Here is a 25,764-nt window from a genome sequence, read left to right on the forward strand (position 1 = left end):
CAGGTGTACGATATGAAAACAATAAAGGTTTATCATTACGATGCATTTAGTCATATTCCTAACATGGGTAACCCTGCGGGCGTCGTATTGGATGGCGAAAAGCTTTCTGACGATGACATGCAAAAAATAGCAGAACAAGTTGGTTTTAATGAAACGGCTTTCCCACTTAAGTCCGAAAAAGCTGATCTCAAGATTCGATTCTTTACACCTGGTCATGAAATGAACCTCTGTGGTCACGCTACAATGGCAACCATTTATGCATTGAAAACAAAAGGGCTGCTTGGAGATCAAACAAAATTGACGATTGAAACAAAAGCGGGTGTATTATCGATTAGACTTGACTCACAACTGAATAAAGGGATTTACATAACGATGCAGCAAGCCCCTCCGCAATTTCAAGACTTCAATGGTTCACTGAAAGATTTGGCATCTGCCATGGGGATTCAAGAAGAAGATATCGAAACCAATCTACCAACACTTTATGGAAGCACTGGCATATGGACGTTGTTAGTCCCGATTAATAACCTTAGTGCTTTCAGAGCAATGAAACCGAATAATAAACAATTTCCAGGGGTATTACAAGATATGCCGAAGGCCTCGGTACATCCTTTCTGCTTAGAAACATACGATGAGAATGCGCACATGCATGCTCGTCATTTTCATCTCCCTATTCCGGCACGATTGAGGATCCGGTTACTGGCACCGCTTCAGGTGTAATGGGGGCTTATTATGCCAAATATATGAACGAGGAAGCTGACTATCCACTCAATCTTTTGATTGAGCAAGGCCATGAAATGGGCAGGGATGGCAGAATTCACGTAACAGTAACACGAAACAATGATAGGTATGGCATAGAGGTTAAGGGTACCGCTGTTTATGTTAAAGATTTCGAGGTTTCCATATAATACGGCGGCTTACAGATATATCGACAATAGCATTGTTAAAGAAGAAGGGACATGACTGTCCAAGGTCTGGAATGAAATACGCTCCATTGAGTCACAATAACTTGAAGTGTATTTTGTGATGGATAACGGAGGGATTTCATTGGATCAAAAGGAATTGCATAAGAAGCTTGGACGTCCAGTTAGCTGGGCCATAACCTCGAATCCGGAAGAGAACGCGGATAACGCTATCTCGAATCATGTGGAACAGACAGATGAAGAAGTTCCGTCAAATTATCAGGCCATGGGTGAGAGCTATAGCGATACGACTAACTTTGAAGTTAACAAAACGCCCGGCAGATTGAATTAGAATGAAAAATAGGAAGAGCCATGTTGAGAGTTTTCAATATGGCTTTTTTTAATAGATAAATTTATATATTTTGGGTAGGACGTAAGGCGTAAGCTGGTTATTTTATTGCTGACTATTTTAAATTGCTTGTAATAAAATGGTATAATAAGGATATTAACGTGAAGGAGGTCAAATATGAAGGATACTTCCTACAACCCCTTTAATGACAAGACTCTGCATCAAACTGAGAAACTAAGCAATGAGGTTGCCACTGAAGAAAGAGCACCTTTTAACGAAGCGATTAAGCATGGTGATATCGTTCAAGGCTTTCAATCACCTAAACGACTCGAGCAATTTCCAAAGTGGTACCAGAATCCTCGGAGAATTTACGCGACGATTTCTGTGCTCGTTTTTGCCTCGTTTATCATATATCATATTGTCCAAAATATTGTTGAGATAGCCACGGGAAAATAGTTTGGAATATCGGTAATAACGTTGAGCGCCTTATCCGATAATCGGTGGGGCGCTTTGTCGTGCGTTGATTAAGTCGCAATTGAGGGGTAACTTTCTAGTAAAACGTACGTCTAATTATCGAAAGGAGATGATTAGTTTGACCAAATGGTTAACCTTGCTGCTGGCCGCAGCCATAGGTGTCCTGTCCGCGCCGCAGCTCTCTAGGGCTGAGCAGGAGCTCGCTGCACCAAGTGCCATGCCTTATGTAACCTTGTTGGACGAGTTTACGCTATATGCAAGCAAGAACACAAGATCGAATGAGGCCATCGGCTCGCTTAGCGCCTTCCAGTCTGTCCACCTAGCTCCGATCGAGAGCAGCACTCTGCTGGGTATCACTCGTATGGATAAAGTGCCGGTTATGACATGGCTTGGAGTAGCATGGATTAATTTGAAGGAAGGCGCGTACAAATACGGACAAATGGAGCTTCAGGAGCAAAAGCTGACTTTACTTGAACAGGAAACAGACCTGTATGACTCTGCGTCAACGATGAAGAAGACCGAGTACAAACTCTCTCCCCAAACGGTTCAGGCGATTGCCTCGATCTCTGTGTGCGACCCGTATACGCCATGCTACTCCAATGATAAGTGGTATTTAATTAAAACCTCGTGGCTTGGAGACAAGTGGATTCGCCCGTATCATTATGCAGAAAAATACAAAGGTTCTCAGGTCGAAGGAATGATATCGATTGAACAGGAGACTGAGGTTTATATGCTGCCTTTCGAGAAACCGTTGACTGACGAGCCGAAGCTGCCCCCTCAGATCGTGAAGCCTATCGAGAAGTATAACCAGCAAGCGCGAATGGTTCCTCCAAGCATTTGGTATAAGGTTGATACATCGAAAGGAATAAGATGGATACATGCAGATGATTCCCATGGACTGGGGTTTGAGGGTGTAGAGAAGGTAGACCTTAATTTGGACATTCCTGTCCCATTTCACTATTTCAAATTACCATTCCCTTATAGCGTCGAGTTACCAGAGCTTCAGCAGCCGCAAACTGTGCATGCGATTGGAGAATTACACGGTTGGTACTTTGTTGTATCGGACGGTTCTGGTAAGTGGATCAACTTAGCCAAAGAAATCTCATCCCACTTGACCGGTGACTTCGATAACGATGCCAAATTCGGGGTAAAGCTGAATGATGTTAGTCTTGAACTGACTGCTGCATCCATTGCACTGGACACACCGTTGACAACGCATGTGCTTACCTTCACCCCGCAAACCGTCACCGCTTCACGCGAATGGAAGTCTCCAAACGGGGAAATGTGGTATTACATTCATACTTGGCTGGGAGCCAAATGGGTACGGATATAGCTAAAGATAATCCATGCGATGACCTAGGAGGATATCTCTAACTCTTGGTTTTGTGGCTAGCAAACAGCATTAATCCGAATGAGATAATAATTATGGCTCCTGCCCAGCACCATGCGAGGGTTTGATCACCAGATTCAACAGCAATATAGATAGCGGTAGGCAAAGTTTGGGTTTTGTGGGGGATGTTGCCTGCTATCATCAGCGTTGCACCAAATTCCCCCAGCCCTCGAGCGAAGCCAAGAATGTAAGCTGCTGTAACAGAGCGCCATGCCAAAGGTAAGGTTATATAGCGTAGAACTTGCCACTCGGTTGCTCCAGTTGATCTCCCCGCATCCTCCAGATCTTTGTTGGCCGAGGAAAATCCGGTTTTCATTGTTTGATAGACTAATGGAAAAGCCACCACGATCGAAGCGATAACGGCGGCCCCCCATGTAAATATGATCGACTGATTGAAGAAGCTTTCCATGAGGTACCCAATCCAACTCTTTTTACCCAGCAGGACCAGCAAGATAAAGCCTACGACTGTCGGAGGCAGTACCAAAGGCAGAAGAAAGGTCGTTTCTAACAATGTCTTTCCGCGAAAGTTCCGCCGCGACATTTCCCAAGCCGCTAATCCGCCAATCAAAAGTACAAAAACGCTGGATACGACGGCAACCTTTAACGAAAGGATGATCGGATAAGCAAATTCTGTCCAGTTCATCTGTTTCATCATCATTTTGGAATAGAGAATCCGTATTTTACAAACACATCTTGAGCTTCTTTACTTTGGAGATAGGTGTAAAAGTCAGCGGTTTCTTTGCTGTGTTTTGTTGCTTTTACAATACCGGCAGGATATGCAATGGGTGTGTACGTTGTGGGATCAACGCTAAAAGCTGCTTTCACATTTTTTGAAGTCAATGCATCGGTCTTATAAACAAAACCGGCTTCGGCATTCCCGGACTCCACATAGGTGAGTACTTGGCGTACATCCTTGCCCTGTACGATTTTGGCTTGAAGCGGGTCCCAAAGCTTCGCGTTAGTCAATGCTTCTTTGGCATAGCTGCCAGAAGGGACGGTCTGCGGTTCTCCGACGGCTAAGTGCTTGATCGTTTCGTTTGTTAAATCATCTATTTTTTGTACATTCACTTTACTATCAGCTGGAACAACGAGAACTAATTCATTAATTAGCAAGCTTTTCTGCTGTGTTGGCTCTATCAACTGCTTGTCGACTAGTGTTTTCATATTTTTAGTCGCTGCCGAAAAGAATAGATCTACAGGAGCTCCTTGTTCGATTTGTTGTTGCAGAGCCCCAGAAGCTCCGAAGTTAAAATTAAGTTTAATTTGTTTGTTCTTGTTCTCGTAATTCGTTTGAATCTCTTTGAAGGCATCGGTTAAGCTTGCGGCTGCAGAAATCGTTAATTCTACTTTCTCAGTGGGTACTGGTGTTGGAGTAGGTGTTGCTGCTGCTTGAGCGGATTGAGTTGGTGTTGAACTTGCAGCAGGTTGCTCCTTATTGCTCGCACAACCTGTGATGATCATGGCGGTTATGACGAAACATAATAAAACATAACTAAACATTCTTAACTTTAACATAAATTCCCCTCCAAGTTTAAGTTTATATCTATTTAATTATAAATAAAATAGTATGATTATTGATTATTATATAAAACCATATTTAATTAGTAAACAACGGGATTGAAATACCCTATTTATCCGCTTATGATAGATGGTAATGGATCAGCAATTTGATGTAGGTGTAAATCTGCACTACTTTTTGAAAAACATGCTTTTGGAGGTTTACCATGACAGCCGACGTTTCCTATACAACGGAAGAGATATCTAAACTTTTGAAAATCTCCAAGCTAACCGTCTATGATTTAATTAAAAAAGGGGATCTGCCTGCCTATCGTGTCGGCAAGCAAATGCGGGTAGACGCATCGGATCTCGAAGCCTATAAAACACGTACAAAAGGAGGTATGGCCTCTACTCCCAAAAAGGAACTGGCCGAACCCCCAGTACAGCACCAATTTCATGCTCATGCTGCCACATCTTCGAAACAGTCTCTTGTTATAACTGGACAAGATGTTAGCTTGGACATTTTAGCCAAGCATATTGAGAGAAATTTACCCAATTACAGACCGCTTCGTTCTTACGTAGGAAGTCTGGATAGTTTAATTTCGATGTATAAGGGTGAATCTGATATTGTCAGTACCCATTTGCTGGACGGTGACACAGGTGAATATAACATTCCCTATATCCGAAAATTGCTGACGGGTTCTTCCTATCTGGTTATGAATCTCGTTTCTCGATCGGCTGGCCTATACGTTAAGCAAGGAAATCCTAAGCAGATTTACGGATGGGCTGATCTCAAGAAGCCTGGTCTTCAATTGGTCAATCGTGAAAAAGGTTCCGGCGCACGTGTTCTTCTCGATGAGCAGCTCCGTCTTCATGGAATTCCATATCACCTGCTAAGCGGCTATGAGCAGGAGGAATCGAATCACATGGGGGTGGCTGGTAAAGTCGCCACGGGTGAAGCGGATTTCGGAGTAGGGATTGAGAAAGCAGCCTATATGGTTGGCGGCGTTGAGTTCATTCCACTTATTCAAGAACGATATGACCTTGTCATGTTGAAAAAACCAGAAAACCTGGAATGGATTGAGCGACTTAAGCAAGTCTTACAATCTGAATCCTTCCATAATGAGCTGCGTCCTATTCAAGGTTATGACTTATCGCAGACTGGACGTATTTTATTCGAAACTTAAATGGATCAGAACGATTGTAATTTAAAACATGCTAATTCACTAAATCACTAATGAATTGGCATGTTTTTTGGTTTTTAATCGCTTCGCACACAATTAAAAAGCTTACCTAATCGCAAGCGATTAGATAAGCTCCTTAGGTACCATTTAAAACACTTTCGTCGTCCAAGATTCACAGTTCCATGTTTCTGTTACGACATCGCGATAAAAATCTGGTTCATGGGAAATCAGCAAGATGCTGCCTTTGTACGCCTGAAGAGCACGCTTCAGCTCATCCTTCGCATCGACATCCAAGTGGTTCGTCGGCTCATCGAGCACGAGCAGGTTCGTCTCGCGGTTGATCAGCTTGCAAAGTCTAACTTTTGCTTTCTCGCCACCGCTGAGTACGACAACTTTACTCTCGATATGCTTGGTTGTGAGACCGCATTTGGCTAACGCCGCGCGTACTTCGAATTGCGAGAATGAGGGGAACTCATTCCACACTTCCTCAATACAGGTGTTGTTATTGGAATCCTTGATCTCCTGCTGGAAGTAACCAATTTGGAGGTTATCTCCCTTTTGTACAGATCCGGAAAGTGACTTGATTTCGCCTAAAATACTGCGCAGCAAGGTCGTTTTACCGATACCGTTCGCGCCCACAAGCGCGATCTTCTGACCTCGTTCCATGCGAAGGTTGAGCGGCCTGGATAAGGGATCCTCGTAACCGATAACGAGATCTGTCGCTTCAAAAATCAGCTTACCAGCCGTTCTCCCCTCCTTGAAATTAAACTGGGGCTTCGGTTTTTCTCTGCCCAGCTCGATGACTTCCATCTTGTCCAGCTTCTTTTGCCGGGACATCGCCATATTCCGCGTCGCGACACTCGCTTTGTTACGGGCAACGAAGTCCTTCAGTTCGGAAATTTCCTGCTGCTGACGCTTATACGCGGATTCAAGCTGCGACTTTCTCATTTCGTGAACCTGCTGGAAATGCTCGTAATCGCCAACATAGCGGTTTAACGCTTGATTTTCCATGTGATAAATCAGGTTGATAACGCTGTTAAGGAACGGAATATCATGTGAGATGAGAATGAAGGCATTCTCGTACTCTTGCAGATATCGTTTCAACCATTCGATATGCTGTTCATCGAGATAGTTGGTCGGCTCATCGAGGAGCAGAATGTCTGGTTTTTCAAGCAGAAGCTTCGCAAGCAATACCTTCGTACGCTGCCCACCGCTTAAATCATTGACGTCCTTGTCCAGTCCAATATCCGTAAGGCCCAGTCCACGGGCGGTTTCTTCGATCTTGGCATCGATCATGTAGAAATCTTGATTCGTCAAAGTATCTTGAATCGTTCCGACATCTTCAAGCATTTGCTCAAGCTCTTCTGGTGTTACATCGCCCATCTTGGCGTACATATCGTTCATTTCCTGTTCCATATCGAACAGATATTGAAAGGCTCCCTTTAAGATATCGCGGATCGAAAGGCCCTTGTTCAGTACAGCATGTTGATCCAGGTAACCAACGCGCATACGCTTGGACCATTCGACTTTGCCGTCATCCGGCTGGAGCTTACCTGTAATGATATTCATGAAGGTGGACTTCCCTTCACCGTTAGCGCCGATGAGTCCGATGTGCTCGCCCTTGAGTAGGCGGAAGGATACATCGTTGAAGATGGCGCGGTCTCCAAAGCCGTGACTTAATCGTTCTACGTTTAATATGCTCATGAATGACACCTTTTCTTTTGATCTATTCTTACTTTATTCCTATTTTATTATAAACGATGGGTAACGAACAACACCAAAAAAGACCATCCCCATTTAGAGCAACCAGACGTCGCCATATTTGTTGTTATGGTTACATATTCTTTCATAGGTTACCTAACATTGGGGAAAATAACATTGCCCTGTTTCATCTCCTCATTAGGATGAGGCATTGACATACCTTCACTTTCAAATTGTTTACATATTCTACAACTTCAAGTACGGGGAGATAGAAGACAATGACGACATTATCTTGCAAGTGTGGCTTCACAGTGGATGACACAAACAGGTACAAAGCAGAAGCAAAGATGTGGTACCATACGATTCATGAACATGCTGAAATGTTAAAAGACATGTCTGTGGAGCAGCTTGAAGAAAAACTGAAGGGGAAAGATAAGCCAAATGGAGGTAAATCGACGATCCAGCAAGAGGTGGTATTCTCTGTGAGTCCGAATCGCATCTACGAGGCATTGACCGATGCAACACTGTTTAGTGAAGTGATGGGAGGCTCTCCGACAGAAACGTCGACCGAATCCAGCGGCACCTTCTCCTGCTTCGGAGGGATGGTCGTAGGGAAGAATATAGAGCTAAGGCCAAATAAGCGAATTATTCAGGCTTGGCGTATCAAGGACTGGGAAGAGGGCGTATATTCCCTGGTGAAGTTCGAGCTGGAGGAACAAGGGGAGGGAACTCGCTTAACCTTGAGCCATACAGGATTTCCTGAGGACCAAAGTGAACATTTGTCTAGGGGCTGGCATATCAACTACTGGGAACCGCTAAAACAATTCTTCGCCTAACACAAAAAACGTTATCCGTTCACTTGAACGATAGCGTTTTTTATTGTATAGGAAATTATGCAAAATACCGATCTGTGAATAAGTGTTGTAAAATGAACTGGGGGGATAGGAAGATGAAGGAGTCAAAATCTTACAAAAAGAAAGGGATGGTCAAGAAAATCTTGAAAGATCACTTTCCTGGGTTTTGGCTGATGCATGCAGAAACCTATCCTGAATCTGTCCGTAAAAGCATTGAGGAAACGGTTCACAAAGCGAAATGGGAGATATAAGAAATGATTTACTTGAATGGACGCGCGAAACCGTTAGCTGAGAAGTCGATTTGGACTTCTCAGGCTCTGTGGGCGAGTTTCGGCTCGCAGAGTTCTCGTCGTAAGCGCGTTTTTCGCGCTTATTTGTTCGGGCGCTCCAGGTTAAGCGCGTTTTCCGCGCTTAATCTTCATGGACGCGCGAGACAATTAGCCGAGAAGTCGATTTCCGGCTTCTCAGACTCTGTTGGCGAGCTTCGGCTCGCAGAGTTCTCGTCGTAAGCGCGTTTTTCGCGCTTATTTGTTCGGGCGCTCCAGGTTAAGCGCGTTTTCCGCGCTTAATCTGCATGGACGTGCGAGACAGTTAGCTGAGAAGTCGATTTCTGGCTTCTCAGACTCTGTGGGCGAGCTTCAGCTCGCAGAGTTCTCGCCGTAAGCGCGTTTTTCGCGCTTATTTGTTCGGGCGCTCCAGGTTAAGCGCGTTTTTCGCGCTTATTTGTTCTCACCTTGGGCTACTATCCCTAATGATGTATCCTTGTCCAAGTTCAATCTCTGTGAAACCCGCCATATGGCGTGCTTGAAATGCGATTGGCTTATTTCTGCCTATAATAATGATATTTAGGATATCGGCGGCACCCTCGGATGGCAGGGCAAATGATTTGATGTAAGCATATTCCTCGCTAAGCGTCGTATGAATGGCGTTTAGAAGCTGATCATTCTCACCTTTGCCCATCAGATTCATGATGATAGATCCTTGTGAATCAAGCTTTTCCCTCGTTATCCTGAAAAATTCCCTAGATGTTAAATGCAGAGGAGTACCCTTCTCCGTGAAGGCGTCTAAAATAATATAATCGTAGGCCTGCGGTTCTTCACTCCCAAGAATCTGGCGTCCATCACCGACGATCACATTATCCTTGCAGTATCCAAAAAACCTCTTGCTTAACTCCACGACTTTATCATCGAGCTCTGCGACTTTAAATCGTTTCTCCGAATAATGCCCTGCAATCGTTCCAATTCCATGCCCAATTACAAATACATCCTCGAATGATGGGGAGTTGAAATCCATTAAATGGATAATCGCCCGTGGATATTCAAATAGGATTCGTTCGGGATGATTCAAATCCATCGCACCTTGTATAGCCTTATTGGAAAACTCCAATACTCGGAAGTTTCCTTTCTCACCATATAACTCCGGCGTGTCGTATACGGTTATCTCGTGATTATTGCTGACCTCTTTAAATCGTAAATTCAAGTCCTGCAGCTCCTTTTTTAAAAAGAAAATGTATGAATTATTTAAGCAATATGGTAATTTGATCAAACAAGGAGGATGCCATGAAAACAGCGAGAATGTTCTCCATACTGATCTATTTATTGAAGAAAAAATTAGTTTCTGCTGATGAATTAGCTAATGAATTTGAAGTAAGTAAAAGAACGATCTATAGAGATATGGATGCTTTATCAGCAATCGGAATCCCTATTATTTCGTATCTAGGAAAAAATGGTGGTTTCACATTAATCGATAACTATCAACTTGATAAATTTATGTTTAACGAAGAAGAAAAGAAATTTTTATTAGAAGGTCTAACTTTAAAAAGTGAGTTATTTGATAATCATCAATTAACCGTTTTACAAAGAAAAATAGAGCTATTGAAAGAAAATAAGGAAGATTTTCATTCTAATATTACAATAACATCATCTACATTACACCGAGAAACGATTGAAGAAGAAACAAAAGTGAAGATAAAAAAAGTACTCTCTATCATTGATGAGGGGAATAAAATTTGTATTCATTATGTGTCACAAACAGCGAATATATCTAGTAGAATTATTCAACCTTTGAAATTAAATTTTATGAATGGTAGTTGGTACTTGGAAGCCTTCTGTGAAACCAAAAAAGGTTTGAGATTATTTAAATTGACTAGGATAAGAAAGATGGAAGTCATAGATGACAAGACTAGAACTGCTTATACGGGGGCAAATGAGTACTTGACTACTAAGTCCTTTAAAGTAGAGATGATTATATTACTTTTTTCAAAAAGTGAACTTGGTAAGTTATACGATTTTTTTACGGAAGATGAAATATCGGTACTTGAAGATGGGAGCTTAGAAGTAGCCTTTAATTATGAAAGTACTAAAAATATATTGCCATTCCTACTCATGTTTGGCAGGCATGTAAAGATATTATCTCCACAATGGCTTAAAAATGAATATAGGAATGAAATTAAATTTATTTATGAAAGCTGACAGACTGTTGTCATAGTATAAATGTTATATTTTCTATATTCAAACTAGTAGGAGGAAATATACATGTATGCAGCAGTTACTGAAAAGCTTATTTATGGCAAAAGAATAAGAACAAATAATCAAAATACAGACAAAATACTTAGTCTGTGGGAAGAGTTTCTTCGTTTAAATGTAAAAGGTGATATCTACGCTGTTTATCATAATTATTCAAGTGATTTTACAGGTGATTATGATTTGCATATTGGTTCTGAAGAGAAATTTATTGACGAAAGTAGTGTCATGATTCTAGCAGGAAACTACCATGTTGTAGAGGTAGATAATACCGATCCACAGGGAGTCTTTCATGCTTGGGTGGATATCTGGAAAAGTGATATTAGAAGAGCATATAAAACTGATTTTGAATTTTATTCTCAGGATGGCAGTATAAAGATATTTCTATCCATTTAATCATGAATAGTATAAAGATCCACAACTCATTGTTGTGGATCTTTTCTATCTTTTTAATAACAAATTATCGATTACGTTGTAACAACAAAAATCCGCTAACACTAGACGTTTTTCTCTGGAACACGATTTTAAAACCAATGTCATGGTCTAATAAGCAGTTTAAGGCATTGATAAGCAATCCATTGGGTACTAACGTAAATCTACAAGGTTGAGCACTGCCAATAACACGAGCAGCAATAATTCTGCGTGCTGAACCAGGAACTAGAGGGTTTCTTGTCCAACTAATCAATACTAGATCAGGCTGTAAAACAGCTTTTGCACGAGCCATTCCGATCACCTCGCTTCTATATTAGATTCTCTATATAAAATGCAAAGTAGATTCATAATGTGCTAAACAAAAGGCGGAGTAATGAACACTGGCATGCATGACAAAAAAGACCTCTCAGCTGCCGATTACGGCGTGAGAGGTCTGGGTTTAGGACTGAGAAGGTCGTTTCCGACTTCTCAGTTGGTTTTCGCTGGCGCGTGCTTCGCCAGAGCGCCCAAAAAGACCTCTCAGCTGCCGATTACGGCGTGAGAGGTCAGGGTTGAGTGCTGAGAAGGCCGTTTCCGACTTCTCAGCGGGCTTTCGCTGGCGCGTGCCTTGCCAGAGCGCCCAAAAAGACCTCTCAGCTGCGATTACGGCGTGAGAGGTCAGGGTTGAGTGCTGAGAAGGCCGTTTCCGACTTCTCAGCGGGCTTTCGCTAGTTACTTCCATATGAAAGATGCCGCCGAAGTCGTCTATCCTTGCGTTACACGGCGACCATACTCGGCTTTGCGATAGTCCTTCGGCACGATGCCTTTGCTTTCCCGAAAAATGCGGGAAAATGTCTTATAAGAACCGTAACCAACCTCCAAGGCAATCTCCGTCACGCTCATGTCGGTGGATACAAGCAAGCTGCACGCATGGCGCAGTCGCAGATCGTGCAGGAAATGAACGAACGTTTGGCCGGTCGTTTGTTTAATGACCTCGCTGATGCGGGATACACTCATGGTGAACCGTGTCGCGAGGTCAGATAAAGCCAGATCCTCTTGGTAGTTGCGGTGGATGTAGTGAATGATTGGCCACACGGAAGGGCTCGTTTTCGTCCCTGAGAGCGGCGAGATGGCCGTAACTTCAGCCTGCCCCGCTTGTTTCCAACGAACACGATCGAACCGAACTAGGATTTCCTTCAGTCTCGCTTTCAGCAGAGTCTGCCTGTAGCGTTCGTTCGCGTTGTATTCTTTGTACATATCTTCAATGAGAGCACTCATTTGCTGTTGATCTTGCCCACTCAGTTGAACATAGCCCGGCAGGGTATTCGTATCATTAAACAGGCCGGACAAGCCTTGATCGTTCCCGGGCTCCATAAGCAGGTCCATACTGAACGAGCAGTTGAAAAGGACTAAATGCTCCCCCGGATCTGTGAAAATTTCATGCACCTGATAAGGCAGTACGAACGTAAAAGTGCCTGGCGTCATCGTATGTTTCACATCATTGATGGTTTCTGCTCCTCGGCCATGGACGACATAAGAAAACTCTAGGTAATCATGGCGATGTGCCCGAAAACCACGTTCAAGCGTATTCCTGCTGAGGTGGAAAGGAAAAGACGATTCCATATTGGGATACGTTTTTAGATAATCGGGAAAGTACGTCATAATGAGGCTGATCTCCTTCGAAAAAATGGGACGTTTTCCGAAATAACGGTACGACTTCTTGCTGCACTTATTTTACCATAAAAGGAGATCGAACAGGATGTGCATATGAGGAGGAACGAACAGTGGGAAGCGTTAACAAAATTAGAGTAGGTATTATTGGTGCGGGGAATATTGGCGGGGTTCACATTCGTGAATTTTCGAAGCTAGGCAATTTATGTGAAATTACGGCGATTACGGATGCCTATCTACCACTCGCGGAAGCGCGTGCGCAGGAACACGGTATTGCTTACGTACCAGCTACCCCTGAAGAACTTATACAAAGTCCGAATGTAGACGCTGTTATTATCGGCGTGCCCAATATGCACCATGCTTCGCTTGCTGTACAAGCGATTGAAGCAGGCAAGCATGTGCTGATCGAGAAGCCAATGGGTATCAATGCGGAAGCGGCCAAACAAATTTACAAGGCTAGTCAAGCATCGGATAAAGTTGTTATGATCGGTCACCAAATGCGCTGGGAATCCGTACCTCTTCAGATTAAGGAGCAGGTCGATGCCGGTGAGTTGGGCAAAATTTATACAGCGAAAACCGGTTGGTTCCGCCGCAAGGGTATTCCCGGTTGGGGCACCTGGTTTACGAAAATGGAGGAGTCAGGCGGAGGCCCGCTGATTGATATTGGCGTTCATATGCTGGATCTTGCCCTCTACTTGATGGGGAATCCGAAGCCAGTGTCGGTATCGGGCGCTACATATGCCGAATTCGGACCTCGCCGCAAAGGTATCGGAACATGGGGTACGCCGAACTGGAACGGTACATACGACGTAGAAGATTTGGCTACTGCTTTGATTCGCATGGAAGATGGCAGCACGCTGACGCTGGAAGTAAGTTGGGCTGTGCATATGGATACGGACAATACACCGTTCGTTCATCTGATGGGTACAGAAGGCGGAGCGAGCTATCGCGGAGCTAACGGTAAGCTGTTAACGGAGAAGTTTAACAAAGCGATCGAGACCGATCTGAAGAAACCGGATGATGATGAGGGGGAACGTCTGCGCCTCAGCCTCCATTTCCTAGATTGCATTCGCGAAGGCAAACAACCGATAACATCGGCACTCTCCGGCTATACGAACAATTTAATTCTCGATGCCATTTACGAATCTTCACGAACTGGGAATGAAGTGAAGCTGAACTGGAACGAATAACATCACACTTGGAGGGATGAACATGCTTAGAGGATTAACAGGGGCTGGACTTGGCAAGCTTGAAAGTAATGAACAATTCATAGAGTTGGCGGCAAAATATGGCTTCGAGGCCGTCGACATCGACGCGCTTGGTCTAGTAGAGAGCTACAGTGTAGATGGGGCGCGCGAGCTGCTTCATAAACATGGTCTCGTCATTGGTTCCATCGGTTTGCCGGTTGAATGGCGAGGGGCGGAAGAGACGTTCCGTGCAGACTTGCCGAAGCTGACACAAGCAGCAGCCGCTGCTGCCGCACTTGGATGTACGAGCTGCTGCACGTACGTGTTACCTTCAACAGATTTGGGCGCTGCGCATTTCATGGCATTAGCTACGCGCAGATTGCGTACTTGTGCTCAAATCCTAGGCGACTATGGCATCCGTCTTGGACTAGAGTTCGTGGGTCCGCATCATCTGCGTACCCGTTGGAAGCATCCGTTCATCTGGACGCTGGATGAGACCCTAGATTGGATCGACGCCATTGGCGAGAGCAATGTTGGCTTATTGTTCGACTCGTACCACTGGTACACGAACGGGTTAACAGTGGCCGATATTGAGAAGCTACGCGCCGAGCAGATCGTGCATGTCCATATCAACGACGCACCTGATGTTCCCGTGGAGGAAGTGTTGGATAACGCACGGTTGTATCCAGGTGAGGGTGTCATCGACTTGGCAAGCTTCCTGCAAGGGTTGCAGCGTATTGGTTATAAGGGGGCTATCTCTCAGGAAATATTGACGGCAACGCCGCCGACAGAATCCCCCGAGAGCTTGGTTCAACGTTCCAAAGCTGGCTTCGACAAAGTGTATGCGGCAGCTGGGATTTGATTTTGTAACATAGAGGTAATGGTTATTTGAGATGGGCTCGCCTTGAGTGGGGATGGCATAGACGTGATGAAGAAGCTTGCTGACGCAAGTGTTCACGGCCACCTTCAAGGCGTGCCCTTTCTCTTTTTATACCGTTAAAAATTATTCGACAAAGGTTCCTAAAATCCCACCCTACGGAATGACAACCTTTTTATCCATTTTCTTATACTATTTTCTTGTCCATAGACACAACACATCACGAATTTAAAGGAGATTCAAAGGGGAAATGGAACAAGAAGATTATATCGCAGAGGCAACCTTCCATGCTAACATTTCATACCTCATTCAAGCCCAAACGAAAAAGCAGGCCTTAGAACAGGTTGCATACGAATTAGACCAAACCAACATCCAGCTTAATGAAATTACGTTAGAAAATGAACTAGGGGATTCCCACGTTTTTACGGTTCAAGAAGTTGAAAAAATGGATTGGTATGATGTAAATCATACAGAGTGCTGTAACCAATTTAGGGTGTTTGGTCGTATGCAGCTGCTTATTACTCTGCGGAAACAGAGTGACACTATGAAAGATGTGGAACAATCAACCTACCATTTGTTTCAGTCACTTGTATACGGTAAACCAGTTTTGACGATATCAGAAGGCTATAAGCACATATTTTTAACCGTTTCACAACATAGAATGGAGTGGAAAACTAAGCTTCAGGAAACGGAAAAAGCAAAGGAAACAGAAACGATTCTTTTGAGCAAACTTGCCTAAGAATAAATGAAAGAGAGGATACGATCATGCAAATCAAAAAGAAAAACGACATTGGAGAGATTTTGGACAATTTTTCATCGTTTGCGAAATGGGACCCTTCGGGAGAGAAACTCTACCTCGTATTTGCTGACAATAAACGCGGAGGACAATGGACTTTGATGAACTACTCAGATGATCGTTTCAGCGTTCATGGACTTGGCCAAGACTATGTGGATGAGAAAGAATCGTTCTTTGAAGAACGCAACAGCGTTGTATCATTTCTATGGGATAATCGTGCGGCCCTCAAAGCTGCCGTCAAACCGACAACCTAGCATTTGGTTGCTAGAATTAGAGACAAGCAAGGAAGGCAAGGAACCTATGGATTAGGTGCCTAGCCTTCTTTCTTTTTGTCCCGATACTGGCCGGGGGTTAAGCCTTCTTGCTTGCGGAACGAACGGATGAAGTTCTGGGAATTGTTATAGCGCAGCTTGGACGAGATATCTTTGATTGGCATATCGGTTTCGGACAGCCATTTCTTAGCCATATTGAACCGGTAGGTCGATAAGTAGTCACTGAAGGAACAGTTCGTTTCTTTGCGGAAAATACTGCTCAAATAATTCGCGTTATAATGCAGCCGGGAGGCGCATTCTTCAAGCGTAAGGTCTGTATCGTAATAGTGCTGCACAAGATCAATAATCTTCTCGGAAATGTTGTGGTACTGGGCATCCTGCCGATCGCGATAAATGCGAATCAGCGGGTGTATGACCTCAGTCCAGAACCAGTCCTCGATTTCGGCTGTCATATGCAAATTGAGGAGCTCCTCGAAAAGGGACCCTTTGTTCGGATGAATCTGATTCAAGCCGATTCCGGATTCCTGCATCACCATGAGCAGGTTATTGAGCAGCCGTGCCAACGGAATTTGATATTCCTGCGGTGTCAGCGGAGCTGCGAATACCGCTTGCAGCAGCTGCTTCAGAAGCTCTTTGGACTTATCCTTTTCGGCTAGCTTGATTGCATCAATCAATTCATTCTCGAGGGGTTTCGGATAGTTTAAATTCAAGTAATGCTTCCCTGAGTTAATATTTTCATATTGAATGATGATGCCCTCACCCAGCTTGATGCGATGCTTCAAAGCCTCCAGACCTTCCCGATAGGCAATCGCCATCTGTGAGAAAGCATGAATCGGGAGGCTCATCCCGATGCTTACGTGGAGATTCAGGAAGCTATAGATATGCTGCTGCATCTGCTCGGTTAATGCATATACGGTATTGCGAAAGACTGCTTCTTCGTTATCGGCACTTCCGATCAAAGTGACCACGGTCTGGTCAATAATGATAGGTACGAGACGCTGCTGCGAAGGAATCAGTTCCTCGAGTATATTATGCACAGCGAAGAGCAGCAGCTCTATATCCCGTTTTTCGTAACGCGTATTGTCGATAGAATCGATCTGCATCGTGATCACAGACATCGTTTTCCACTCTTCAATGTGCTTGTTATAGCCGAATTGCGCCAATTTCTCCAGCAGCTCGCTCTGTTTGATATGCCCTTGGAAAGCCTTGATTAAGAAAAACGTTCGTACCTGGCCGATATGCTGGTGGACTTCTCTTTCCAGTTGGGACTTCGATTGGAACAAGGTATGGACATGCTCGCTGATCATTTGGAACTCGTTGGCCTTTCGCCTCTGATTCACGGTCACAAGCCCCCCGATTTGGTTCAAAAGAAGCTGTATCGGCGAATACATTTTACGCGAACCCAGCCAAGCTAAGATCATGGAGAGGAGCAGCATCAGGACGCATACATAGATCGTATAGGTTCCGATTTTACTTGATTCCTTCGTCAAGCTGTCGATAGAAGTTAAGGATAAATAGGTCCAGTTGTTGAGGTTTGAACGCAGAAAGCTGACGGAATAAGACTTCTCGTTAATATTCGCTGAGAACTGGCCCATTGGTGCCTCTAACTGCTTCAAATCTGTAAGCCCTGCTTCGGTAATGGATTTGCCGATGAGGCTTGCATCCGGATGCATGAGAATCCGATTCTGTTCATCCATAATCAAGATGTCATCCAGATGCTCGGTATCACTTTGGATCAAATCCTGCAGACTGCAGGCAGGAATGTTAGCCAGAGCCAAGCCATATTTCTCCAGACCGGTAGTGGGCAGCTTTTTAACCAGAGAAATACTGAACTCACAGGTAACGCTTCGCGCGTTTTCTTCGGTGAAAAACCACTTGGAGGGATTAAGCGTCCAAACGCTGTTCTCCTGTGTGTTCATCAGGGTCATAAGCTTATCGTAATAAGGGTAGCTGTCATAACGGTACAAGCCCGAATTTTTAATCATCCAGTTTTCCCTGGCATTGATCAAGATGACATCTTCCAGCTTGGTATCAAAAGATTGCATATATCGAATTTCGCTGCGCAGGTCATCATACATCATGAAATCGTTTACAGTTAGGGGCATATCCATCGCCTTTTTGAGCACGGTAGAGTTGATGACCTGATTTAGTGTATGGTTGACAGTCGTTAATTTCTGCTCTACATTGGAGTTGATTTGGGTGATTAACTGCATTTTACCTTCGTTGACATTCTTTTGAATTTCACTCGACGAGGTGACGAAGGCGAAAGCGCCGATGAAGATAACCGGCAGCGTGCTGAGCAGAAACCCGAATATGGTCATTTTGCTAAGAAAACTTAAAGAGCGCATCGCATCCAACACCTATCTATCTTGAGGATGATCATTCAGCTATCTATGTATTGTAGTCAAGACAGGCGTTAAGAGCAATAATCATCTGAGTGACGGATAATCATTTTCTCTGATTTTGACTATAAAACACTGCTGCTATAAGGAGGAAGCTCTCATGAGAACAAGTTTAAATGGCAAGGGTTTTAAGCTTTTTGGTCTCCTTTTGATAGGGCTGGTGATGGTTGCTTTGATCAGTGCTTGTCAGAAAATCAGTTCGAAAAAGACAGAGGATATGAACGGCAATCGTCCCGTTATATCGATCATGGCACCGCTGCATTTTCCGCATCCTCCCATCCCTGAATTGGTTCAGGAAATCGAGAATCGCACACAAACTAAGCTGGATTTGAACTGGGTTCCGGACGGAATTTATACCGATAAAATGAACACCGCGCTAACCACAAGCTCATTGAAAAAAGCAACCTATGTGAAATATACAGACTACATGCTGATGAAAAACTCGATCCGTTCCGGTGCATTTTGGGATATCGGACCTTACTTGGCAGCTTACCCGAATCTGAAACAGCTGAACAAGGAGATTTTGGGACAGGCAGCTGTCGATGGTAAAATCTATGGCTTGTACACCGAGCGGCCTTCCTCTCGGCAGGGCATTATTATTCGTGAGGATTGGCTGAACAATCTGAAGCTGGCTAAGCCGACGAATCTGGATGAGCTGTATCAGGTATTGAAAGCTTTCACGTTCGGTGATCCTGATCTGAATGGGAAGGCAGATACCATCGGTCTGACGGACCGGAATGATTTGGTTTTTGGTGCGTTCAAAACGATCAGCTCTTACTTCGGTACTCCGAATAACTGGGGTACTGATGGCGCTGGAAAGCTTGTGCCTGAGTTCGAAACCCAGGCCTACGTGGACACGATGAACTATATGAAGAAACTGTATGACGAGAAGCTGATCAATGCGGATTTCGCAGTCACCAGTAAGGAAGTTCAGCGCGATAAACTCATTCGCGGCATTGCGGGCGTCTATATTGGCAGCATGCAGGATGTGCAGCGGCTTTCGGATGAAGCTCAGCTCATGAACCCGAAGGCGAAGCTCACGCTCGTGAACCATATCGAAGGCCCAATGGGTTTTAAAATTTGGTCGATTCCCAATTATAGTGCGCTCTACCTGTTCTCGAAAAAAGCGATTCGTACCGAAGCGGAATTGAAGCAGGTCCTTCAATTTTTTGATCGTTCGATGGATAAAGATGTCGCCAACTTGATGAAGTACGGGCTGGAGGGACGTCATTACACAGCCAAAGGAGATCAAGTTCAACTCTCGGAAGAGACCTCGAAGCTCCGTGTGAATGAGGTGAATGCGCTGTATGCACTCATGATTGCTGATTTGAACAATCCGAAGGTCATGCGCGTTTCGGAGAGCGAGTCCTTGTCGCAGCTCGCGGACCAACTGAGCCTGGACAACGAGAAAAACGTCGTCAAAGACCCGACTGTTGGTCTGGAGTCGAAGACCTACGACGAGCGAGGCGTCGAATTGTACAAAATTGTATCTGACGCTACGTACAATTACATCTTGGGGAAACTGGATAAAGCCGCATTCCAGCAAGAGATTGAACGCTGGAAGCGAAATGGCGGCAGCCAGATGATAAGAGAGTACAATGAGGCTTATAGTAAGCGAGGTTGAGATAAGGAAACCGCTGGCGCTGGTGCGCGGCGGTTTTTTTGCGTTTTGGTGAGTTGGTGGAGGAGCTGAGCAGCTACGGGGGAGGCCCGTCTAGGCTGGAACGATGATTTTCATCGTTAAAGTTGCTTGTGAGCGCGCGCGAGTGAGTGTAGCGATGAAAAACATCGCTACAGTGGCGGGAAGAGTGGATAATCATCTCCCCGACCGATAATCATCATCTCACATTCTTGCTGTGTAGGGCCTAAATGAGTAAATGATTATTTCGGTACCTCCCTGCGGCCGTGTAGTGTGAAACTTGTAGCACACAACAATTTCGCGGAGGTCTAACCAATATGAAGAGAAAATTAGTCTCGATTCCACTTAGCGTTCTGCTCGTTTCCAGCTTTGCGTTGGCAGCTTGTTCAGACGGGGGGAAGTCAACTCCTGCAGCTACGACTGGTGTGGTGGAGTCGCCTAAAGCAACAGCAGACAACAAACCGACGGCGATCACGATTATGGCACCGCTGAACACAGCGCAAACGCCGCCCGATACGATTATTAAAGAACTCGAAAAGTTAACGAACACGAAGTTAACGTATCAATTTTTCCCGGCGGATACGTATGAGGAGAAGCTAAATACGACGTTCGCTACAGGCGCACTGCCGCAAGTCACTTACCTGAAGAATCAGGCGACATTTATTCAGATGAAATCAGCCATTCGTGACGGGCAATTCTGGGAAATTGGTCCTTTGCTAAAGGACTTCCCGAACCTGAGTAAATTGAAATCCACGACCAATGATAATACGAAAGTGGATGGCAAGCTTTACACGCTATATCGCGGTGTAGATATTGCCCGTCAAGGCCTCATCTATCGGAAAGATTGGGCGGATAAGCTGGGGCTCAAGCCACCTGCAACAACCGAAGATTTGTATGCCATGATGAAGGCGTTCACTGAAAATGATCCTGACGGTAACGGCAAAAAGGATACCATCGGCTTAACGGATCGTAACGATCTCATCTATGGATCATTCAAAACCGTTGCCACTTGGTTCGGTGTACCGAACAATTGGGGCATTAAAGACGGGAAGCTGCAGCCTGAGTTCATGTTCCCCGAATATATAGCCACCATGGATTACTACAAGAAGCTGCGTGATGGTGGACTTATTAACAAGGACTTCGCGGCTACAAGTAAAACGGATCAGCAAAAGCTGTTCACGAATGGTACTGCTGGTATGTACATCGGTGCCATGACGGATGTTTCGTCTCTTAATAAAGATTTAATCAAAAACGTGCCTACAGCAGTAGTAGATGTGCACAGTATGGTCGCTGGGCCAAGCGGTAAATTTGCAGCATGGGCTCTTCCTGGCTATGCGAACGTCGTTCTGTTCCCGAAATCCGCTACGAAAACAGAAGCTGAGCTAAAGAAGGTCTTGGCATTCTTTGACAAAATGATGACGCCTGAAGTTGCCAACCTTGCAAACTGGGGCATTAAAGATGTTAACTACAGCGTAATCGACAACAAGGCGAAGAAACTGGATGAGGAGAAATGGACACGTGAAGTCAAGCCTTTCACGGACGCGGCTATTGGTGATGAAGATACTTCCGGCAGATACTTGGGTATTCCTACGATTCCAGCTCAAGGTAAGGCAGATGAACTCAAGATTGCCAATCTGAATTTTGCTGTGCAGGATCCGGTAGCTGCTCTGGATTCGAAAACGAGCCAGGAGAAGGGAACTCAACTTCAAGATGTGATTAAAGATGCAACGAACAAATACATCTACGGCACGATTGATAAGGCTGGTTTTGATAAGGCTATTGAGGATTGGAAGAGTCGTGGAGGCAGTAGAATTATCGAGGAATACAACGCAGTTTATAAAAAATAATGAGATAGTCGCGAGTCATGCAGGTTGAAGTTGGGGAAGACTGCTGTGTCATCAGTAGCAGTCTTCTCGAAATGAATGAATCGCCCGGAAAGGAAGAATGTTGTATGCAGGAAGTGAATGTGGCACAACGTGTGGTGGCTAGGAAACAAAGCAGTGAGCTGGGTAGACGACTTTGGAAAAACAAATGGATCTACGTCATGCTGCTGCCGGGAGTCTTATACTTTCTCGTTTTCAAATATATTCCCATGTACGGATTGATCATTTCATTTCAGAATTATAAACCGTTTAAGGGGATTAGCGGGAGTGAATGGGTTGGTTTAGAGCATTTTCGACGTTTGTTTACAGAGCCGGATTTCTTGATTATTTTAAGCAATACGTTAATTTTATTTGTTATGAATCTCTTGTTTTATTTCCCGATTCCAATTCTTCTGGCGCTCATGCTGAATGAAGTCAAAGGGGATCTTTTCAAAAAAGTATTCCAAACGATCGTCTATCTGCCACACTTTATGTCCTGGGTTATTATCGTCTCGATCAGTTTCGTTATGCTGACGATGGACGGCGGAATTATCAACGATATTATTGAGTTTTTCGGATTTGAAAAAATTAATTTCTTATTAGCACCGGAATGGTTTAGACCGATCTATATTCTTCAAGTCATTTGGAGAGAAGCGGGTTGGGGTACGATTATCTATCTGGCAGCGATTGCTTCTATCGATCCTGGGTTGTATGAGGCTGCGCGTATGGATGGTGCAGGACGGATTAGACAAATGTGGCATATTACTTTGCCCGCTATTCGAAGTGTCATCATTGTTTTGTTAATTTTGAAAATTGGTGCGGTTCTCGAACTCGGTTTTGAACATGTCTACTTGCTTCTCAACTCCATGAACCGAAATGTTGCGGAGATCATTGATACTTATGTATATACAGCAGGGTTAAAACAAGGGCAGTTCAGTTACAGTGCTGCTATCGGATTGTTCAAATCGTTTATTGGACTTGTGCTGGTTATGTTAGTTAACCGAATTGCCAAGAAGATGGGCGAAGAGGGCGTTTATTAGTGCTTACGAAGTAAGTTTTGCTAACGCAAAACTCTGAGGAGGTTTACACCATGGTAGAAGATACTACGCTAGGCGGCAGAATGTTTGGCATTATCAATTATTTGTTGCTAACGATCATTGGTCTTATTACGCTTATTCCCTTTGTACACGTTGTAGCGGGGTCGTTCACGACCAGCGCGGAAATGGCAGCCAAGAAATTTGTCATCATCCCGACGGACTGGAGCATAGAGGCCTATCGATTCATTTTCTCAACGAATACAATTTTTAAAGCCATGGGCGTTTCGATTGGTACTACGCTTGCGGGAACGATCATCAGTATGTTTATCACAGCGTTGATGGCCTACGGTTTGTCCCGTAAAGACGTGGATGGAAGAAAAGTCATTATGTTTCTTGTTGTGTTTACGATGTTGTTTCACGGCGGATTGGTTCCGACCTTCCTGGTTGTGAAAGAACTGGGTATGATCGACAGCTATGCGTCGTTGATCCTTCCTTCTGCGATTAGTGCCTTTAATTTAATTATTTTGAAAAATTTCTTTCAAAACATCCCAGAGGGACTCGAAGAGTCTGCCAAGATCGATGGCTGCAGTGACTTTGGTATCTTGTTCCGAATTGTGCTGCCTCTATCGATGCCGGCTATCGCAACAATCTCGTTATTTTACGCCGTGACGTACTGGAACACTTACCTCAGCGCGATTCTTTACTTGAATGAGAGTGCGAAGTGGCCGATTCAAGTCCTCCTCAGACAAATTGTCGTGCTTGCGAGCGGGATGGATGTCAGCGCGGATTTGGATAGTGTCACACCGCCTCCTGCACAATCGATTAAGATGGCTGTTATCGTCGTTGCAACTTTACCGATCTTGTGTGTATATCCGTTCTTGCAAAAGCACTTTGCTAAAGGGGCTATGATCGGCTCCATTAAGGGATAAGGAAGGGATTTCAACATGCAGAAACAGTCACACATCGATGAAATGGGTCAGCTTCTCGCGGATATGGATGTTTTGTTTGATGGCTTTCTAACTTGGCTTGGCGGGCAGCATGATCCGGAAAGCGGCGGGTTTTATTATGCTGCGAGCTCAAGGAAGATGTCGACGGGTGGGCCTGACATCGAATCGACGGCTCAGGCGTTGAACATTCTGGAGCGTAACGGTTTACTCAGCAGCCTATCAGAGGAGATGAAGCGAGGCTTGATTCGCTTTTTTCAGAAGAAGCAGGATGCTGCTTCGGGATATTTCTATGATGCGGATCCTCTCATGCGCGAGGATGAGGTGATGGTGGCTCGGGCGATCAGCTACAGCCGGAACGCGCTTAGAAAGCTTGGTGGGCTGCTGCTTTATCCACTGCCTTACGAGGCGCAGCGAGCACCTGCATATATGAGCTCGCCCGAAGCTTATCTAGCGTGGCTGCAGTCTGTTGATCTTAGTAACAGCTGGCGCGGCTGTGATCGTCTGTCTACTTCTAGCGTCTACGTCGAGCAAGTCGAGCCTGCTAGCCGCAGGGATGCGTTCGCACAGACGGCATTCGGTTTCTTCGGGGACAAGCAGGATCCTCAATCGGGACTATGGGGAGAAGGTTCTTATTATGTCAGGATATCGGGTACCTTCAAGCTGCACATCTTCTATGATCATTTTGATGTACCGCTGCCGAGGGAGGAACATATTTATCAAAGCATCCTCTATGCTTTACGACATGAAGAAGCGGCGGATATGTGCTATATCCGCAATCCGATTCATTTATTATCTTACATGAAGCTGCCTATCCCGGCAGAGGAACTGTGTGAAATCATTCGGATTACTCTTGCCAATATGAAACGGCTGCTTCGCTCAGATGGCGGATTTTCCCGCGAGCTTACTCATTCTCCATCAGCACCCAATGTAGCGCAGATCAAGCAAGGAGAGTATTATCCTGGCATGCCGAAGGCCGTTCACATCGGTGGCGGAGAGATCGAAGGCGACATGAACGCAGGGACACAAGCCTTGTTAATCCGCTCGGTTTGTTATCAATTGGCGGGTAGGGAAGCACCGAAGCTTGGGAGCCAAGAGGCGTTCCATAGGTGGGCAGGATGTTCCTAGGGGAAAAGCAACCAGATGAGAAGCGATTATCAATAGAAGCAAAGAGTACGCTGCTCAATCATGGTATTTATCAGTTCGGGAATTCACTTGCCGGTTAATGTTGAAGAAACGGCCTGATTTTACGAGATCACTAATGGGGTGGTTTATCATCGGGCTTCCTCAAGGAATCATGATGTATGTGCCAGCCATATTGCTCTTTCAAGTGCTGCCCAAAGAGTCGTGGGTGGGGTATTTAAATGCATTTTTTCTATGTTTATCGATTGTTTCTAGTTATATTTTATCCATTAAGGGTAGTGAAACGTCTACAAAGACCTATTTGTCCATATCCGCATGGGGGTTCGTTTGTTCCTCTGTCTTCTTGCTGTTGGACATATCCCTATGGACGGTCATCGTGTTCATGTGCGTCTCGTCACTGTTCAAACCGCTGCAGGCTAATTCCTATACCGCACATTACTATCAGTTGATAGGTGGTATGCCACTTAAAGAGAACTTCCGGATCGAGTCCATTGTCATTCGAGAGTCCGTCATCAACATCGGCCGTGCAGCAGGTGTGCTTCTTTTTATGCTAACGGCGGGACAGATTGATCATGTATGGCTGCCTTGGATCATTGTTTTTGTCATGCTTATGCAAGTTGGTATCCGACCGTTGATCCACAAATCTATATAGG

26 protein-coding genes and 1 pseudogene are annotated in these 25,764 nt (G+C 44.7%); 21 read left to right on the plus strand and 6 right to left on the minus strand.

From position 1 onward, the window contains the following. The first annotated feature begins 12 nt into the window (after positions 1-12). The 4 genes and pseudogenes from G519_RS43335 to G519_RS0116900 all read left to right on the plus strand — a co-directional run bounded on the left by G519_RS43335 (position 13) and on the right by G519_RS0116900 (position 3,055). A pseudogene (locus G519_RS43335) lies at positions 13-905 on the plus strand (PhzF family phenazine biosynthesis protein). A 139-nt stretch (positions 906-1,044) separates the two neighbouring features. Beyond that, positions 1,045-1,251 carry a hypothetical protein gene (locus G519_RS0116890; RefSeq protein ID WP_029195719.1) on the plus strand — a complete coding sequence of 69 codons (207 nt, stop codon included), beginning with the start codon at positions 1,045-1,047 and terminating at the stop codon, positions 1,249-1,251. A gap of 174 nt (positions 1,252-1,425) precedes the next feature. Further along, positions 1,426-1,704: a hypothetical protein gene (locus G519_RS0116895; RefSeq protein WP_029195720.1), complete on the plus strand. Its 279-nt coding sequence runs from the start codon at positions 1,426-1,428 to the stop codon at positions 1,702-1,704. A gap of 136 nt (positions 1,705-1,840) precedes the next feature. Further along, on the plus strand, positions 1,841-3,055 hold the full coding sequence (locus tag G519_RS0116900) for a hypothetical protein (RefSeq protein WP_029195721.1): 1,215 nt from the start codon (positions 1,841-1,843) through the stop codon (positions 3,053-3,055). A gap of 37 nt (positions 3,056-3,092) precedes the next feature. On the opposite strand, the gene modB is transcribed toward G519_RS0116900, so the two are convergent. Next, entirely contained in the window at positions 3,093-3,764 is a 672-nt protein-coding gene (gene modB / locus G519_RS0116905) for a molybdate ABC transporter permease subunit (RefSeq protein WP_029195722.1), read from the minus strand. A 2-nt stretch (positions 3,765-3,766) separates the two neighbouring features. Continuing rightward, on the minus strand, positions 3,767-4,627 hold the full coding sequence (gene modA, locus G519_RS0116910) for a molybdate ABC transporter substrate-binding protein (protein WP_029195723.1): 861 nt from the start codon (positions 4,625-4,627) through the stop codon (positions 3,767-3,769). A 209-nt stretch (positions 4,628-4,836) separates the two neighbouring features. On the opposite strand from modA, the gene G519_RS0116915 reads away from it, so the two are divergent. After that, entirely contained in the window at positions 4,837-5,796 is a 960-nt protein-coding gene (locus G519_RS0116915; protein WP_029195724.1) for a helix-turn-helix transcriptional regulator, read from the plus strand. A gap of 144 nt (positions 5,797-5,940) precedes the next feature. Here G519_RS0116915 and G519_RS0116920 read toward each other — a convergent pair whose 3' ends face one another. Continuing rightward, the gene (locus G519_RS0116920; RefSeq protein ID WP_029195725.1) at positions 5,941-7,497 is read right to left on the minus strand and encodes an ABC-F family ATP-binding cassette domain-containing protein; all 1,557 of its coding nucleotides are present in this window, start codon (positions 7,495-7,497) and stop codon (positions 5,941-5,943) included. A gap of 275 nt (positions 7,498-7,772) precedes the next feature. Here G519_RS0116920 and G519_RS0116925 point away from each other — a divergent pair, with 275 nt between their 5' ends. From G519_RS0116925 to G519_RS0116935, 3 genes are all read left to right on the plus strand, one after another. Further along, positions 7,773-8,330 carry an SRPBCC family protein gene (locus G519_RS0116925; protein ID WP_244280144.1) on the plus strand — a complete coding sequence of 186 codons (558 nt, stop codon included), beginning with the start codon at positions 7,773-7,775 and terminating at the stop codon, positions 8,328-8,330. 113 nt (positions 8,331-8,443) lie between these two features. Continuing rightward, positions 8,444-8,599, plus strand: coding sequence for a hypothetical protein (locus G519_RS50230; protein WP_154669578.1), 156 nt, complete (start codon positions 8,444-8,446; stop codon positions 8,597-8,599). A gap of 3 nt (positions 8,600-8,602) precedes the next feature. Further along, positions 8,603-8,857, plus strand: coding sequence for a hypothetical protein (locus tag G519_RS0116935; protein ID WP_029195727.1), 255 nt, complete (start codon positions 8,603-8,605; stop codon positions 8,855-8,857). A 220-nt stretch (positions 8,858-9,077) separates the two neighbouring features. Here the strand turns inward: G519_RS0116935 and G519_RS0116940 are convergent, their stop codons facing one another. Further along, complete coding sequence (locus tag G519_RS0116940; RefSeq protein WP_029195728.1) at positions 9,078-9,827, minus strand: spermidine synthase; 750 nt, start codon at positions 9,825-9,827, stop codon at positions 9,078-9,080. A gap of 80 nt (positions 9,828-9,907) precedes the next feature. Between G519_RS0116940 and G519_RS0116945 the strand changes: the two genes are divergently transcribed. The 3 genes from G519_RS0116945 (at position 9,908) to G519_RS50235 (ending at position 11,843) form a co-directional block, all read left to right on the plus strand. Next, positions 9,908-10,819, plus strand: coding sequence for a helix-turn-helix transcriptional regulator (locus G519_RS0116945; protein ID WP_029195729.1), 912 nt, complete (start codon positions 9,908-9,910; stop codon positions 10,817-10,819). A 63-nt stretch (positions 10,820-10,882) separates the two neighbouring features. Next, positions 10,883-11,266, plus strand: coding sequence for a GyrI-like domain-containing protein (locus tag G519_RS0116950; RefSeq protein WP_029195730.1), 384 nt, complete (start codon positions 10,883-10,885; stop codon positions 11,264-11,266). Positions 11,267-11,675: 409 nt separating this feature from the next. Beyond that, positions 11,676-11,843 carry a hypothetical protein gene (locus G519_RS50235; RefSeq protein WP_154669579.1) on the plus strand — a complete coding sequence of 56 codons (168 nt, stop codon included), beginning with the start codon at positions 11,676-11,678 and terminating at the stop codon, positions 11,841-11,843. A 203-nt stretch (positions 11,844-12,046) separates the two neighbouring features. On the opposite strand, the gene G519_RS0116960 is transcribed toward G519_RS50235, so the two are convergent. Beyond that, positions 12,047-12,943 (minus strand): AraC family transcriptional regulator, encoded by an 897-nt coding sequence (locus G519_RS0116960; RefSeq protein WP_029195731.1) that lies wholly within the window; start codon positions 12,941-12,943, stop codon positions 12,047-12,049. A gap of 122 nt (positions 12,944-13,065) precedes the next feature. Here G519_RS0116960 and G519_RS0116965 point away from each other — a divergent pair, with 122 nt between their 5' ends. From G519_RS0116965 to G519_RS0116980, 4 genes are all read left to right on the plus strand, one after another. Next, the gene (locus G519_RS0116965) at positions 13,066-14,142 is read left to right on the plus strand and encodes a Gfo/Idh/MocA family protein (RefSeq protein WP_029195732.1); all 1,077 of its coding nucleotides are present in this window, start codon (positions 13,066-13,068) and stop codon (positions 14,140-14,142) included. 22 nt (positions 14,143-14,164) lie between these two features. Beyond that, on the plus strand, positions 14,165-15,001 hold the full coding sequence (locus G519_RS0116970; RefSeq protein WP_029195733.1) for a sugar phosphate isomerase/epimerase family protein: 837 nt from the start codon (positions 14,165-14,167) through the stop codon (positions 14,999-15,001). A 265-nt stretch (positions 15,002-15,266) separates the two neighbouring features. Next, entirely contained in the window at positions 15,267-15,755 is a 489-nt protein-coding gene (locus G519_RS0116975) for a hypothetical protein (protein WP_029195734.1), read from the plus strand. A gap of 26 nt (positions 15,756-15,781) precedes the next feature. Then, complete coding sequence (locus G519_RS0116980; RefSeq protein ID WP_029195735.1) at positions 15,782-16,066, plus strand: hypothetical protein; 285 nt, start codon at positions 15,782-15,784, stop codon at positions 16,064-16,066. 59 nt (positions 16,067-16,125) lie between these two features. Here the strand turns inward: G519_RS0116980 and G519_RS0116985 are convergent, their stop codons facing one another. Continuing rightward, complete coding sequence (locus G519_RS0116985) at positions 16,126-18,432, minus strand: helix-turn-helix domain-containing protein (RefSeq protein WP_029195736.1); 2,307 nt, start codon at positions 18,430-18,432, stop codon at positions 16,126-16,128. A 154-nt stretch (positions 18,433-18,586) separates the two neighbouring features. Here G519_RS0116985 and G519_RS0116990 point away from each other — a divergent pair, with 154 nt between their 5' ends. From G519_RS0116990 to G519_RS43340, 6 genes are all read left to right on the plus strand, one after another. Then, positions 18,587-20,110 (plus strand): extracellular solute-binding protein, encoded by a 1,524-nt coding sequence (locus G519_RS0116990; protein WP_051253453.1) that lies wholly within the window; start codon positions 18,587-18,589, stop codon positions 20,108-20,110. Positions 20,111-20,442: 332 nt separating this feature from the next. Then, a complete protein-coding gene (locus G519_RS0116995; RefSeq protein ID WP_029195738.1) occupies positions 20,443-21,972 on the plus strand; it encodes an extracellular solute-binding protein in 1,530 nt (509 codons plus the stop codon). 104 nt (positions 21,973-22,076) lie between these two features. Next, positions 22,077-23,027 (plus strand): ABC transporter permease, encoded by a 951-nt coding sequence (locus G519_RS0117000; RefSeq protein ID WP_029195739.1) that lies wholly within the window; start codon positions 22,077-22,079, stop codon positions 23,025-23,027. Positions 23,028-23,077: 50 nt separating this feature from the next. Further along, positions 23,078-23,953 carry a carbohydrate ABC transporter permease gene (locus tag G519_RS0117005; RefSeq protein ID WP_029195740.1) on the plus strand — a complete coding sequence of 292 codons (876 nt, stop codon included), beginning with the start codon at positions 23,078-23,080 and terminating at the stop codon, positions 23,951-23,953. 15 nt (positions 23,954-23,968) lie between these two features. After that, a complete protein-coding gene (locus tag G519_RS0117010) occupies positions 23,969-25,096 on the plus strand; it encodes a hypothetical protein (RefSeq protein ID WP_036633201.1) in 1,128 nt (375 codons plus the stop codon). A 133-nt stretch (positions 25,097-25,229) separates the two neighbouring features. Continuing rightward, positions 25,230-25,763: a hypothetical protein gene (locus G519_RS43340; protein WP_051253454.1), complete on the plus strand. Its 534-nt coding sequence runs from the start codon at positions 25,230-25,232 to the stop codon at positions 25,761-25,763. Position 25,764 lies beyond the last annotated feature (1 nt).

It is taken from the genome of Paenibacillus alginolyticus DSM 5050 = NBRC 15375, assembly GCF_000422905.1.
Lineage (GTDB): Bacteria > Bacillota > Bacilli > Paenibacillales > NBRC-103111 > Paenibacillus_E > Paenibacillus_E alginolyticus.